This window comes from Geodermatophilus sp. SYSU D00703 (assembly GCF_054050155.1).
The window spans coordinates 24389-38372 of the sequence record NZ_JBJGYU010000042.1 but is presented as its reverse complement, the minus strand read 5'-3'; the positions used below and the strand labels follow the sequence as shown (position 1 = coordinate 38372).

Sequence of the window (13984 nt, the reverse complement as noted above, 5' to 3'; positions counted from 1 at the left end):
GCCCCCCCCCCACCACCCCGGCGCGCCCCACCCCCCGCCCCCCCCCGGCGCGGCCCCCCGCGGCGGGCCGGTGCCCCCCCCCCGCCGGGTGGGGCGCGGCCCCCCCCCCGCCGGCGACGGAGATGTGCGGCAGCGACGCGAGGTTGTGCAGGGCGACGCCGGCGTCCCGGAGGACCTCGGCCAGCTCGCCGTAGGTCACGCCGCCGCCGAGGGAGACCGTGCCCGCCGCGGCGTCGACGGCGATGTCGGCCGGCAGCGTCGGCTCGGCGGTCATCGCCTGGAACGAGACCAGCTCGGTGGAGTCGGCGATGCCGTTGAACGAGTGCCGCGAGCCCAGCACGCGCACCCGCGGCGCGGCGGCCACGACCTCCTGCACCTGCTCGAGGGTCGCCGGCCGGTGCAGGCGCCGGGCGCCGTAGGTGTGGTTGCCCGCCCAGTTCGTCCCCGCCGCCCCGACCCGTGTCACGGGTCCAGTGTGCACAGGACCCACCGGGTGGCCGTGCGCACACCCGGATGATCCGGCCGCCGGCGGGTGTTGTGCCGGGGTCCGACCCCACCGGCCGGGACCCCCGGCCACCAGAGAGAAACCCCATGCCGCACAGCACGCCCTGTTCCCGCCACTCCCGCTCCGTCTGGATCGCCAGCTGCGACGACTGCACCGCCTGGCACCTGGCCGACCTGCGCTCTCGCCGAGAGGAGCCGGTCCCCGCGGACACCGACGACGCCGCCGAGGCCCGGGTCGGCCCTGAGGAGGCCGACGCGGCCTGACCGCGGCCCCTGCCGTCGGGGGGCCAGCGGGGTAGCGTCGTAGCCGACGGGCCGCTGCGGCCGACGGGTCCACGGCCGCCACCGGCCGACGCACAGGGGGTGCCGGCATGACCGTGGTGCGCCCCACCGGCGACTGGGACGGCACGACCTTCGCCCACGAGGCGTTCGCCTTCGGCTCCGACCGGGAGGTCGTGGACCGGGTCGTGCCGTTCGTGCTCGAGGGCCTCGCCCGCGAGGAGCCGGTGCTCGTCGTCGCCGGCGAACGGGTCCGCACGGCGCTCGCCGAGCAGCTGGGCCCGGACGTGCAGCGGCTCGCGGCCTTCGCCCCCGCCGAGACCTGGTGGCGGGGCGGGCACGGCACGCTGCACGCCTACGACCGGGACCTGCGCGCCCTCCGGGCGTCGGTGCCCACCTGGCGGCTCGCCGCCGAGCCGGTGTGGCTGGCGGCGGAGGACGGCCGGGAGTGGAGCCGCTTCGAGGCGGTCGCCAACCGCTGCTACACCTCGATGCCCTACTACAGCCTGTGCCTGCACGACCGCCGGCGCCTGTCGCCCGCGGTGCTCGACGCGGTCGCCCGCACCCACCCGCTGACCTGGGGCGGCGACGCGCCGGTGACGGCCGCGGCGTACGAGGACCCGCGGCACTTCCTCCGGTCGGCCCAGCCGGCCTGGCGCGAGCGGCCGGCCGAAGCCCCCGCCGTCGCGGTCACGACGTCGCAGGAGGCCCGGCGGCTGCTCACGGCCGCGGCGGGGGACGGGTGGTCGGCGCGGTGCGACGACGTCGTCCTGGCCGCGCACGAGCTGGTGACCAACGCGCTGGCCGTGGCGGCCGCCGCGTCGGTGGCGGCCTGGGCGGAGGGGGACACCCTCGTCGTCGAGGTCGCCGACACCGGACCGGGGCTGCCGGACGAGACGCTGGGCTACGTCCCGCCGGACGACGACCCCGCCGGTGCGCGGGGGATGTGGCTGGCCTGGAGCCTCGCCGACGACGTCGCCGTCGCCTCGGGGTCCGCCGGCACCGCCGTCCGGCTGTTCTTCCGCCGCTGAGCGTCGCGCCGCGGCCGCGCGCGGTTCGCCGGGGCGAGGAGGGTTCCAGCATGGACATCACCACCGTCAACGACCGGCACCTGTACCAGGCGCGGGTGGTCGTGCGGGACGCCGAGGACCCCGGAGGGTGGGTCGAGCTGCCCGGCCGGGTCGTCCGGTTCGGGCCGCCCGGCTGGCTCACCGTCGTGGCGGAGCTGTCCGACGACGCGGACGTCGAGCTGTTCCCGATGACCCGGGTGCTCGCCGTGACGCACCTGCGCGAGTACGGGGGCGCCGCGCTGCACTCCAGCGCCGCCCACTGACGCAGGTCAGGTCGCCGCGGCCCTTGCGCGCCGGTCGCCCGTCGCGAGGTACAGCTCGGCCACGAGCAGGTTGGGCACCCAGGACAGGAACGGGACGACGAGGTAGGCGCGGTCGAAGGCCACGTCCCCGTCGACGCCGGACAGCCCGCTCTGCAGTCCGATCAGCACGCCGAGCTGCAGCCGCAGGGTGACCGCGGCGTAGGTGAGCGCGAACGTGCGGACCATCCAGCGGCGGTGGGTCGCCACGTCGCCGCGGCGGATCGCCCGGAACGCGGTGGCGGCGCAGGTCAGCCACAGGACGGCGAGCAGGCCGAAGCCGGCGGTGCCGACCGGGCCGGCGAGGCTGTGCGGTGCGAGGACCAGCCCGGCCGCCCCCGCGACCGCGATCGACCCCAGGACGACCCGGCCGACGGCCCGGTGCACCTGCGGAGCGCGGGCGCGCAGCCGGGTGAGGAACTGCAGCGGTGAGAGCAGCAGCGCCAGGCCGCCGAAGCCGACGTGCAGCGCGAAGGCGAGCCGGATGGGCGCCGACCGGTCGACGTAGTTGGCGGCCAGCGTCGCGTCGCCGGCGGTGAGCTCGGCCAGCGAGGTCGTGGCGTACGGCAGCGGCGCGAGGACCGCGACCGCCAGCGCGCTGAGCAGCACCCACCAGAAGGCGGTGCGGGTCCGCCAGGTCGGCGTCCACGTGCCCGTCGCCGCGGGCCGGGTCAGCGTCATCCCGGGCACTCCGAACTCCCCGTACCGGCCCCGTGGCGGACGAGCCTGCCGCGCCGGGCCGGGCGCCCACAAGGGCGCGACGGCCCGGCGTCAGCCGCCGGCGAGCAGGGCGCGCACCGCGTCGATGGTGTCGGCCTCGGCCGGCGTCTTGTCCGGGCGGTAGCGCAGCACGCGGGCGAAGCGGAGGGCCACGCCACCGGGGTAGCGGGGGCTGCGCTGGGCGCCGTCCAGGGCGATCTCGACGACGAGCTCGGGCCGCAGCAGCACGCCCCAGGCCGGCCGCTCGCGGGCGAGCCCGGGGAAGGTCCGCGTCTGCCAGTCCAGCAGCTCGTCGGTCATGCCCTTGAACGTCTTGCCCACCATGACCGGCTCGCCGCCGTCGGGGTCGCGGGCGCCGAGGTGGATGTTCGACAGCCTCCCCGAGCGGCGGCCGTACCCCCACTCGGCGCCGAGCACGACCAGGTCGAGGGTGTGCACCGGCTTGACCTTCTGCCACGCCCGGCCGCGCCGGCCGGTGGCGTAGGCGGCGTCGAGGGCCTTGACGACGACGCCCTCGTGGCCGGCGGTGAGCGCGCCGTCGAGCACCTCGGCGGCCTGGTCGGGGCAGGGGCGGCGGACGCCGGGCATCCGCAGCGGTGCGTGCTCGTCGGCGGCCAGGAGCGCGGCCAGGGCGTCGAGGCGGACCCGCAGCGGATGGTCGAGCAGGTCGCGGCCGTCGAGGTGGAGCAGGTCGAAGAAGAACGGGCTGAGCAGGACGTCCGCGTCCGCGGATTCCCCGCCCACCCCGCTGCCGAAGCGGCTCATCGTGTCCTGGAAGGCGCGGGGCCGGCCGTCGTCGTCCAGCGCGAGGGTCTCGCCGTCGAGGACCGCGGTGGTGCACGGCAGCGCGCGCACCCGCTCGACCAGCTCGGGCACGCCGGCGGTCACCTCGCGGAGGGTGCGGGTCCACACCCGGACCTCGTCGCCGTCCCGGTGCACCTGGATGCGGGCGCCGTCGAGCTTGTACTCGACGGTGACCTCCGTACCGAGGTCGGCGAGCGCGGCGTCGAGCGAGGAGCCGGGGCTGGCCAGCATCGGCCGCACCGGCCGGCCCACCTGCAGGCCCACCGCGGCCAGCGCGTCGACCCCGCCGGCGAGAGCGGTGGCGGCGGTCCCGGGGAGGCTGCCCGACAGCATGAAGGCCCGCCGGACGTCGGCGGCCGGGACGCCGGCGGCCGCGGCGACCGCGTCCAGGACGACGCCCTCCAGCGCCCCCTGGCGGAGCTCGCCGGTGAGCAGCCGGACCAGGAACCGCTGCTCGTCGGCGGTGGCGGCACCGAACAGGTCGCCCAGCACCGCCTCGCGCCGGGCCGCGGACCCCGCACCGGAGGTCGCGGCCAGCTCGGTGAGGGCGCGGTCGACGGCGCCGACGGTCAGCGACCCGGCGGGCGCGGGGTCGTGCGCCTGCCGCGAGAGCGTCCGCCACCCCACGCCGAGCCGCCCCTGCAGGGGCTCGCCGGCCAGCCAGGCGGTGACGGCTGCGACCTCGTCGCCGTCCGCGCGGCGCAGCAGGTCGGCGATCGCCCCTGCCTTCGCGGTGCGCGACCGGGTGGCCGCCACCGCGGCGGAGACGGCGACGACGTCGGCGAACAGCACCGCGCCATCGTGGCAGCCGCCACCCACGTCAGGCGGAGCTCACCGGCGCGTCCCCCGCAAGCGGGAGGTACCCCCGTCCGCGCCGCGGAGAAGGACCCCGCTGCCCCCCGCCGCTCGCACGCTCGCGGCGGGACCCTGCAGCGCGGCCGCCAGCGCTCGTCCCTCGCTGCGATGCTCCCGCGGCGGTCGTCAGGCGGGGGTGCTCAGCAGCTCGCGCAGGACCTTGTCGATGAACTGGTTGTCGGGGCCGTACACGCCGAGCCCGCCGAAGTGGCCGTAGATCGTGTCGATCACCCGGACCTGCCCGTTCGGGATGAACTGCGAGGCCCACTGCTCGTCCTCTGGCGGGAAGTACAGGTCGGTCCGCGCCGGCATCGACACCAGCGGGCAGCGGATCGAGCGCAGCGCCGCCTCGGTGTCCCCGTCGAACCCGGGCGTCTTCCCGACGTCCCCGTTCTCCCACGTCCACAGCATGGCCAGCAGGTTGTTGGGGTCCCGGCCGTCGAGCCAGAAGCCCTCCCAGTAGCCGACGAGGAAGTCCTCGAGGGAGGAGTAGCCCATCTGCCGGTACTCCTGCTGCCAGTAGAACGCCTGGGACAGCCCCCAGCCGGCGTAGATGCGGGCGAAGGCGCGCAGCCCGGCCGTGGGCAGCGCGTCCGGCGTGTAGTGCCCGCCCCGGAACGCCGGGTCGAGGGCCAGCGTCGCCTGCAGGCTCTTGAGGAAGACCTGGTTGTGCTCGCTGGTCCGCGGCGAGCCGACGATCGGTGCGGCCCGCTTGACCATCTCCGGGTGGCTGACCGCCCACTGGTAGGTCTGCCCGGCGCCCATCGAGGACCCCAGGACCAGTTCCAGGGACTCGACGCCCCACTTCTCCGTCAGCAGCCGGTGCTGCGCCTCGACCTGGTCGTGGAAGGTCACCCGGGGGAAGTGCGGCCCGTCGAACGGCGGCGGGGTGTTGCTCGGGGACGACGACAGCCCGTTGTTGATCTGGTTCGGGACGACGATGAAGTAGCGGCCGGGATCGCAGGCCAGGCCCGGCTCGATGGTCCACTCGTTGGCGTCGTGCCAGGCGCTGAACCAGGTCGGGTGGAGGATGACGTTGGACCTGTCGTCGGCCAGCGTGCCGTAGGTCTTGTACGCCAGCTTCGCCCCCCGCAGGGTGCCTCCGGACTGGAGGGGGAGGTCTCCCAGGTCGAACAGTTCGTGGTCGCTCGGTGCCGGCATGGCGCGCCTCCGTGGCTGGGAACCGTGCAGGCAGCCTCCAACCGGGGCGACGCCGTGGCAATGACCCGGCGCGCGAGGACCCGGCGCGCGAGGACCCGGCGCGCGAGGACCCGGCGCGCGAGGACCCGATGCGCGGGCCGGCGGGTGGGGGCACGTCCCGGCACCCGCCGGCCCGGCCGGTCAGGCGCCGCCCTCCGGGGCGTCCTGCTGCCCGATGCGCTGGTCGGCCAGGTCACCGGCCTTGTCGGTCTGCGCGTCGAACCTGCCGCCGGTCCGCTCGTCGGCGAACTGCTCGGCCTTGTCGAGCGCCTGGTCGCTGCGCTGCTCGCCCTGCTGGCTGTCCAGCGCGTTCTTCGCCTTGTCGGCGAGGCCTCCGACGTCCACGTCGGGCTCCTCCCTGTCGGGTGTGCGGGGTCCGGGGACTACCCGCCGGAACGGGACCGACTCATCGCCGCGCCCGAGCGATGACTCCCGCCGCCCGCGGCCGTCCCCACCCCGGCACGTCGGCAGCACCGGCCCGCACCGGGCCGAGTCCACGGTGCCGCGCCTCGACGGCAGGGCCCACCGGACCCCGTCGTAGCGCTCGGCGAGGCGGCTCAGGACAGCGGGCGGGCGGCGCACCGCGCGTAGGCGCCGGCCCAGGGACGCAGCCGCTCGACCGCCGCGCTCGCGGCGAGCACGGCGGCGTCGTCGTAGCGGCGCCCGATCAGCTGCATGCCGACGGGCAGCCCGTCGACGTCCCCGGCGGGCACGGACGCGGCCGGGTGCCCGGTGAAGTTGACCGGGTAGGTGAGGCACCAGCCGATCAGCGGGTCGACCTCGACGCCCTCGACGCTGCTGGGGCCGACCGTGTTGCCGTCCGCGGCGTTGTCCACCGGCAGCGCGGCCAGGGTCGGGGTCACCAGCAGGTCGTGGGTCCGCAGCACGTCCTGCACCCGGTCGTAGACCGCGGTGCGCATCCGCTGGTCGCGCAGCACGTCCATCGCGCTGAGCCGGTACCCCTCGTCGATCCAGCGCAGGTACTCCGCGGGGAGGTCGTCGCGGTGCTCCCCGAGCACGTCCACGCCCTGGTCCCGCAGCCCCTCCAGGCCCTCGATGTTGAGCGGCGCGATCAGCCGGCACCACAGGTCGCTCAGCTCGCGCTGGTCGGCGTCGAACCGGAGGTCCACCTGCACGACCTCGGCACCGGCCTGCTCGAACACCCGCACGGCGTCGGCCACGACGGCGGCGACCCGGCGGTCCACGGGGAAGCCGCCGAAGTCGGAGCTGTAGGCGATCCGCCGGCCGCGGACCGACCGGCGGGTCGCGGCGGCGAACCCGGTGGGCTCGTCGAGGGAGAACGGATCGCGGTCGTCGTAGCCGGCCAGGACGTCGAGGGCCAGGGCCGCGTCGTCCACGGTGCGGGTGAGCGCGCCCTCGAACAGGAACGGGTTGACCGGGCCGAAGGCGTTGGGCCGGGAGATCTGCGGCACCCGGCCGAAGGAGGCCTTGAACCCGTAGAGCCCGCACCAGGACGCCGGGATGCGGATGGAGCCACCGCCGTCGGTGGCCTCGGCCAGGGGGAGCAGCCCGTCGGCGACGGCGGCCGCGCTGCCACCGGAGCTGCCCCCGGTGTTCTTCGTCGGGTCGAACGGGTTGCGCGACGGGCCGAACAGCGGGTTGTCGCAGGTGCCGCGGAAGCCCATGACCGGGCTGTTGGTCTTGCCGACGAGGACCGCCCCGGCCGCCTCCATCCGCTCCGCGTACGTGCAGTGGGCGGGGACGGTGAAGTCCCGCAGGGCGGGGACGCCGCCGAAGGTCGCCGGCCAGCCGGGTTTGAAGTCGAAGAGGTCCTTGAGCGCGGTCGGCACCCCGTGCAGCGGCCCGAGCGCCGCCCCGGACGTCAGCGCCCGCTCCGCCTCCCGCGCGCGGTCGCGGGCCTCGTCGAACGCGGTGAACACCAGCGCGTTCAGGCTCGGGTTGCGCGCCTCGATGCGGTCGACCACCGCGTCGAGGAGCTCGACCGGCGAGAGGTCGCGGCGCCGGATGCGGGCGGCCAGCTCGGTGGCAGGGGTGTAGGCGAGGTCGTCGGACACCGTCGTCCTCCGCGCTGCGTCGTGGGGGATCCCGAGGTGTGCGGAGTCTGCTCAGGCCGGAGCGCCAGGACAAGGAGGCCAGTCACCCCGCCGGCATCCGGCCGTGCGCGGCGAGCGTCTCCAGCGCCCGCAGGGTCACGCCGCCGCGCCACTCCACCCGCTGGCCCTCGGACCAGGCCAGCCAGGAGAACTCCCACCCGCCGTCCGGGCGCTGCTCGGCCTCCAGCCGGTCGAGGTCGGCGTCCACCTGCTCGGCGGTGAACAGGGCGCGGCTGCGCAGGCCCGGCCGGGGGGACAGCTCGACCGGGGTGAGCCGCTCGTCCGCCGTCCCGCCGGGGACGGCGATGGTCCCGTCGGGTCCGATCGCGGGGCGCAGGCCCTCGACGGCCGCGCGGGCGCGGTCGTCGTCCGGGGCGGCGTCGAGGAAGTCCAGGGCGAACGACACCCAGTAGGCGCCGAGGTCCGCAGGTGCCTCCACCCTGGACCAGCACCACGCGGTGGCGTCGGCCAGCCAGGGGCCGTCCCAGCCGGCCCGGGTGAGCAGCGCGACGACGGCGAAGGTGAGGAAGGAGGGGCCGTCGTCCGGCGTCATCCAGGGTGCGTGCGGGAACGCCGCCGCGCTGGGCAGGACGAAGGGGAGCGCGCCGTCGGGGCGGGCGGTGCGCGCCGCCCACTCGGCGGCCCCGGCGACCATCGGGTCGTCGAGCGCGTCCACCTCGGCGAGCACCTCCAGCGCGTGCAGGAGGGCGGCCGGCTGGCTGGCGGGGTCGCGGACGTCGGGTTCCAGGGCGTGGCCGAAGCCGCCGTCGGGGTTGCGGTAGGCGCGCAGGGCGGTCAGGACCGGGCCGGCGGGGGCGTCGTGCAGCAGGACGGCCAGGCGGTGCCGGTCGAGCAGCCGGGCCGTGTCGAGGAGGAACCGTTCGGCGGCGGGGAGGTCGATGGGCATGCCCGGACGCTAGGGAGCGGCCCGGCCGGCGTCTTCCAGGAATCGGACGGGGGTGCTGCCGGTGAGCCGGCGGACCTCGTCGGTCATGTGCGCCTGGCTGGCGTAGCCCGCGGCGAGGGCGCGGCCGGCCAGGTCGCCGTCGGGGAGGGCCCGGAGGCGGGCCAGCCGCTCGACCCGGGCCAGCACCTTGGGGCCGTAGCCGACCGCGGCCAGCGTCCGCCGGTGCAGCCGGCGCTCGGTCACCCCCAGCTCCGCGGCCACGGCCGCGACGCGCGCCTGCGGCCGGGCGAGCAGCCGGGCGGCCGCCGCGACCAGGCCGTCGGGCGCGGCCCGCCGGGACAGCACGGCCTCCAGCAGCAGCGCGCGACGCCGGGCGGAACTCTGCTCGGCCAGGGCGTCCCCGAGCCGCCGGGCGGCGTCCCCCCACAGGTCGGCGAGGGCGACCTCGCGGTCGCGCAGCTCCGCGGCGTGCACGCCCAGCACCGCCCCCGCCGCGCCGGGGCGGAGCCGGACGCCGGTCAGCACGGTCCCCGCGGGGAGGTCCACCAGGCGCGGGCCGGTGTCGGCCCCCGCGACGACCGGGTCGCGGCCGGCTCCGGAGACGACGTCGAGGCAGCCGTCGGGCACGACGAGCTGGACGTGGTCCGCGGTCGTCCGCTGCACCCAGACGCACGCCACCAGGACCGCGGGGGCACCGGACAGCGGGACCTCGCGGTACTCCGACGCCACCCTGGCGACTCTACGACGGCCGGGGACGGCATGACGTCCTAGACATCTGTTGCGAGACTCTCCCGTCCGACGCATGCTGTCCGTGGGCGGGGCCCTGGGGCGCTCCTCGGGTGCGCCCCGCCCGCCAAGCTCCCGGCGCCGGCGGTGTCAGGTCAGCCGCCGTAGGGCCGGGTGATGATCTCCAGGACGTGCCCGTCGGGGTCGTGCCAGTAGACGCCGCGGCCGCCGTCGTTGGTGTTGATCTCCCCGGGGTGCTGCTCGAACGGGTCGGCCCAGTACGGCAGCTCGCGCTCCCGGATCCGGCCGAAGATCCCGTCGAACTCCTCCTCGCTCACGAGGAAGGCGTAGTGCCGCGGCTGCACCTGCGGGTCGTCCACGAAGTCGAGCGAGACGTCGTTGTCCAGCGAGACGACGGCGAACGGGCCGAAGGTGGTGGGCGGCGCGAGGCCGAGGACGTCGGCGAGGAAGGCCGCCGACCGCTGCTTGTCGCGGGCGCCGACGATGGTGTGGTTGAGGTGGACCGGCATCGCGAACTCCTCTCCGCGCCGGTCAGCCAAGCACCCGGGCGGGCGCCGCGGCGGGATCCCGGCCGCGGCAGGGCGGTTGGGCCCTGTCGGCGTCCGGGGCTCGGCGGTGAGCATCGGCCCCGGATGCGCCGTCCCGACGACCCGCGAGGGGCAGACGATGCTCGAGCACCCGACGACCGACGCGCGCCGCTTCCTCGAGGGGCCCTACGCCCCCGTGGCGGAGGAGGTCACCGCGTTCGACCTGCCGGTCACCGGCCGGCTGCCCGCGGAGCTGACGGGCCGGTACCTGCGCAACGGGCCCAACCCGATGGGCCTCGACGAGCCGGTCGAGCACTGGTTCCTCGGCCCGGGCATGGTGCACGGCGTCCGGCTGCGCGACGGCCGCGCCGAGTGGTACCGCAACCGCTGGGTCCGGTCGCGGCAGGTGGCCGAGGCCCTGGGGGAGCGGTGGGCCGGCGGCCCGGTCCACGCCGACACGGACTTCGCCGCGAACACGCACGTGATCACCCACGCCGGCCGGACGCTGGCCACCGTCGAGGCCGGCCCGCTGCCCTACGTGCTCACCGACGAGCTGGAGACCGTGGGCCCGTGCGACTTCGACGGCACGCTGCCCGGCGGCTACGCCGCGCACACCAAGCTCGACCGGCGGACCGGGGACCTGCACGCGGTCGCCTACTTCTGGGGCTGGGACCACGTCCAGCACGTCGTCGTCGGCCCCGACGGGAGGGTCAGCGGCACCACCGACGTGCCCGTCGCCGACGGGCCGATGATGCACGACTTCGCCCTCACCGAGCGGTACGTGGTGCTGCTGGACCTGCCGGTCACGTTCAGCATGGACGCCGCGATGGCCGGGGTGCGGCTGCCCTACGCCTGGAACCCCGCACACCCGCCGCGGATCGGGCTGCTGCCCCGGGAGGGCGCCACCCGGGAGGTGCGGTGGGCCGAGGTCGACCCGTGCTGGGTCTTCCACACGCTCAACGCCTACGACGACGAGGACGGCCGGGTCGTCGTCGACGTGTGCCGGTACGGGGGCGACTACGACCTCTCCGCGCTGGCCGGGCAGGGTCCGCTCACCCTCGACCGCTGGGTCGTCGACCCGGTCGCCGGCCGGGTGTCCACGGTCCGGCTCGACGACCGGGAGCAGGAGTTCCCGCGCGTCGACGAGCGGGTCGTCTCCCGCCGGCACCGCTACGGCTACAGCGCCGCGATGGGCGACCTGGGCCCGGCGACCGTGCACCCGACGGGGACGTTCACCGACGGCGCGTTCGCCAACGCCCTGCTGAAGCACGACCTGGTCTCCGGCACCGCCGAGGCGCACCCGTTCGGGCGGGACGCCACCGTCGGTGAGGCCGTCTTCGCGCCGTCGTCCCCCGACGCGGCGGAGGACGACGGCTACGTCCTGGCCTTCGTGCACGATCCCGACCGCGGCGCCACCGACCTCGTCGTCCTCGCCGCGCAGGACTTCGCCGGCGAGCCGGTCGCGCGGGTGCACCTGCCGGCGCGGGTGCCCCTCGGCTTCCACGGCAGCTGGCTCGCCGACGGCTGACCTCCCGGCCTCCGCAACGCTGTCGGCCCCCTCGGCGACACTGCCGGGGTGCACCGGGTCGTCCTCGTCCGCCGCGACGGGGGCGTCGTCGAGGCGCACGAGTGCACCGACGGCGGGACGACGACCGCCGCGACCCGGCTGGCCGCCGGCGAGCTGCCCCGGTTCGTGGCCGACCGGGAGACCGCGCCGGTCCGCTGGGTCTGGGACGATACCCCCCGCTGGTACCCGGCCCTGCTGGCGGCCGGCGTCCGGGTCGAGCGCTGCACCGACCTCCGGCTCGCCCACGCGCTGCTCCGGCGGTCGCCCTTCGCCGACCCGGCGCTGCTCACCGGCGACGACACCCCGGGGTGGGACGCACTGCAGCCGGGAACCGCGGCCGCTCCGGCGCTGTTCGCGCTCGACGACCCCGCCGACCGCCTCGACCCGGTCGCCGAGCACGCGCGCCAGCAGGCGGTGCTCGCCGCGTCGCCCCGGCGGGCGCAGCTGGGCCTGCTGGTGGCGGCCGAGTCCTCCGGCGCGCTGGCCGCCGCCGAGATGACCTGGGCCGGGCTGCCGTGGCGGGCCGACGTGCACGCGCGCCTGCTCACCGACCTGCTCGGCCCGCGGCCGGTCGCCGGGGCCCGCCCGGCGGGGCTGGAGGCGCTGGCCCGGGAGGTGCGCACCGCGCTCGGCGTGCCCGACCTCAACCCCGACTCGCCCGCCGCGCTGCTGCGGGCGCTGCAGGACGCCGGGCTGCCGGCGCGCGACACCCGGTCCTGGACCCTCGAGCAGCTCGACTCCCTCGTCGTCCCGCCGCTGCTGGAGTACAAGAAGCTCTCCCGGCTGCTGGCGGCCAACGGCTGGAACTGGTTGGACACCTGGGTGCGCGACGGCCGGTTCCGCTCGGTCTTCGTGCCGGGCGGCGTGGTCACCGGGCGCTGGGCGTCGAACGGCGGAGGAGCGCTGTCGGTGCCGGCCCAGGTCCGCCCCGCCGCGGTGGCCGACGACGGCTGGCGGTTCGTGGTCGCCGACGTCGCCCAGCTGGAGCCCCGGGTGCTCGCCGGGATGAGCGGGGACGTCGCGATGGCCGAGGCGGCCCGGTCCTCGGACCTCTACGCGGGCATGGTGGCCGCCGGTGCGGTGGCGAGCCGCGCCGAGGCCAAGGTCGGCATGCTCGGGGCGATGTACGGCGGCACCCGCGGCGAGAGCGGGCGCATGATGCCGCGGCTGGCCCGCCGGTACCCCCGCGCGATCGGGCTGGTGGAGGAGGCCGCCCGGGCGGGGGAGCGCGGCGAGGTGGTGCACACCCTGTTGGGCCGGGGGTCCCCGGCGCCGACGGGGGCGTGGGCGGAGCGGCCGGTCGGGCTGGGCGAGCCCGCCGACGAGGACGACGGCCGCGAGCAGCGGGACCGCTCCCGCCGCGCCTGGGGCCGGTTCACCCGCAACTTCGTCGTCCAGGGCACCGGTGCGGAGTGGGCGCTGTGCTGGCTGGCCGACCTGCGCAACCGGCTGTGGCGGCTCGGCGGAACCGGGCGGGTGGACGAGCGGCCGCACCTGGTCTTCTTCCTGCACGACGAGGTGGTCGTCCACACCCCCGAGGCCCTCGCCGCCGACGTCGTGACCGAGGTGCGGCGTGCGGCGGCCGAGGCGGGGCGGCTGCTGTTCGGGGCGTTCCCGGTCGACTTCCCGCTCGACGTCGCCGTGGTGCGGTCCTGGGCCGAGGCGGGCTGAGGGAGCCGGCGCAATACGCACCTCTGCGCACAGACGGCCGGACCGTGCCGTCCCTAGCGTGCCGGCATGGCGGCGACCGACCCCTGCCCGTACCGGTGCGACCTCGCGCTCACGACCGCGGGCGGGAGACCGGTGGTCCAGCTCGTCGTGTCCGCGGGGGGCGGGGCGCCCGTCGTCCAGGTCGTCCTCGACGGGGAGGCCGGCGTCCCGCTGGTCGGTGGTGCCGAGGTGGCGGCGATGACCATCCCCGCCTTCCTCGCCCACCTGGGCGCGGTCCTCACGTGCCGGCGCGACGAGGTGCCGCCGGCTCCCGCGGGAGCCCGCGCCCGGGCGGCCGGGCGGCCGGGCGGATCGTCGGTACCCGCTGCCACCCTGGCCGTCCGGACCGACCCGCCGACTCCCGGAGGCCCCGTGACCGACGCCCCCCTCGCCCCGCTGGCCACCGCTCTCGACGGCACCGGGCAGCTGGTCGCCGCCGTGACGCCGGACCAGTGGGACGCCCCGACGCCGTGCACCGACTGGACGGTCCGCCGGCTGGTCAACCACCTCGTCGGCGGCAACCGCCTCGTCGTCCGTGTCCTGCGGGGCGAGCCGCTGCCGCCGCTGGACCAGCTCGGCCGGCGCGCCTCCGTGGACCAGCTGGGAGAGGACCCCGTGGCCGCCCACCGGGACTCGGCCGACCAGCTGCTGGCGGCGCTGCGCGAGCCCGGCGTCCTCGACCGCACGCACGCACTCCCGGCCGGCACCTGCCCGGCCCCG

At 76.7% G+C, this 13984-nt stretch carries 14 protein-coding genes and 1 pseudogene; 6 read left to right on the top strand and 9 right to left on the bottom strand.

The window, feature by feature from the left end:
* On the bottom strand, positions 1-466 hold a 466-nt coding region (locus ACI782_RS23745; RefSeq protein ID WP_456912575.1), incomplete at its 3' end, for an FAD-binding protein.
* Positions 467-591: 125 nt separating this feature from the next.
* On the opposite strand from ACI782_RS23745, the gene ACI782_RS23740 reads away from it, so the two are divergent.
* The 3 genes from ACI782_RS23740 (at position 592) to ACI782_RS23730 (ending at position 2116) form a co-directional block, all read left to right on the top strand.
* A complete protein-coding gene (locus ACI782_RS23740; protein ID WP_456912574.1) occupies positions 592-768 on the top strand; it encodes a hypothetical protein in 177 nt (58 codons plus the stop codon).
* Positions 769-875: 107 nt separating this feature from the next.
* Positions 876-1814 carry an anti-sigma factor RsbA family regulatory protein gene (locus ACI782_RS23735; protein ID WP_456912573.1) on the top strand — a complete coding sequence of 313 codons (939 nt, stop codon included), beginning with the start codon at positions 876-878 and terminating at the stop codon, positions 1812-1814.
* A 50-nt stretch (positions 1815-1864) separates the two neighbouring features.
* On the top strand, positions 1865-2116 hold the full coding sequence (locus ACI782_RS23730) for a hypothetical protein (protein ID WP_456912572.1): 252 nt from the start codon (positions 1865-1867) through the stop codon (positions 2114-2116).
* A gap of 6 nt (positions 2117-2122) precedes the next feature.
* Here ACI782_RS23730 and ACI782_RS23725 read toward each other — a convergent pair whose 3' ends face one another.
* The 8 genes from ACI782_RS23725 to ACI782_RS23690 form a co-directional block, all read right to left on the bottom strand.
* Positions 2123-2833: a DUF2306 domain-containing protein gene (locus ACI782_RS23725; RefSeq protein WP_456912576.1), complete on the bottom strand. Its 711-nt coding sequence runs from the start codon at positions 2831-2833 to the stop codon at positions 2123-2125.
* A gap of 90 nt (positions 2834-2923) precedes the next feature.
* On the bottom strand, positions 2924-4468 hold the full coding sequence (locus ACI782_RS23720) for an ATP-dependent DNA ligase (RefSeq protein ID WP_456912571.1): 1545 nt from the start codon (positions 4466-4468) through the stop codon (positions 2924-2926).
* A gap of 189 nt (positions 4469-4657) precedes the next feature.
* Positions 4658-5692 (bottom strand): alpha/beta fold hydrolase, encoded by a 1035-nt coding sequence (locus tag ACI782_RS23715; protein WP_456912570.1) that lies wholly within the window; start codon positions 5690-5692, stop codon positions 4658-4660.
* Positions 5693-5872: 180 nt separating this feature from the next.
* Entirely contained in the window at positions 5873-6076 is a 204-nt protein-coding gene (locus ACI782_RS23710; RefSeq protein ID WP_456912569.1) for an antitoxin, read from the bottom strand.
* Between the two features lie 212 nt (positions 6077-6288).
* Positions 6289-7767, bottom strand: a complete 1479-nt coding sequence (locus ACI782_RS23705; protein WP_456912568.1) for an amidase — start codon at positions 7765-7767, stop codon at positions 6289-6291.
* Between the two features lie 82 nt (positions 7768-7849).
* Positions 7850-8713 (bottom strand): hypothetical protein, encoded by an 864-nt coding sequence (locus ACI782_RS23700; RefSeq protein WP_456912567.1) that lies wholly within the window; start codon positions 8711-8713, stop codon positions 7850-7852.
* 9 nt (positions 8714-8722) lie between these two features.
* A complete protein-coding gene (locus ACI782_RS23695) occupies positions 8723-9442 on the bottom strand; it encodes a DUF6597 domain-containing transcriptional factor (protein WP_456912566.1) in 720 nt (239 codons plus the stop codon).
* 152 nt (positions 9443-9594) lie between these two features.
* Complete coding sequence (locus tag ACI782_RS23690) at positions 9595-9969, bottom strand: VOC family protein (RefSeq protein WP_456912565.1); 375 nt, start codon at positions 9967-9969, stop codon at positions 9595-9597.
* A 157-nt stretch (positions 9970-10126) separates the two neighbouring features.
* Between ACI782_RS23690 and ACI782_RS23685 the strand changes: the two genes are divergently transcribed.
* The 3 genes and pseudogenes from ACI782_RS23685 to ACI782_RS23675 form a co-directional block, all read left to right on the top strand.
* On the top strand, positions 10127-11515 hold the full coding sequence (locus ACI782_RS23685) for a carotenoid oxygenase family protein (protein ID WP_456912564.1): 1389 nt from the start codon (positions 10127-10129) through the stop codon (positions 11513-11515).
* Positions 11516-11563: 48 nt separating this feature from the next.
* Entirely contained in the window at positions 11564-13225 is a 1662-nt protein-coding gene (locus tag ACI782_RS23680) for a bifunctional 3'-5' exonuclease/DNA polymerase (protein ID WP_456912563.1), read from the top strand.
* 66 nt (positions 13226-13291) lie between these two features.
* Positions 13292-13969 (top strand): annotated as a pseudogene (locus ACI782_RS23675) (maleylpyruvate isomerase family mycothiol-dependent enzyme); the annotation flags it as partial.
* Between the last annotated feature and the right edge of the window lie 15 nt (positions 13970-13984).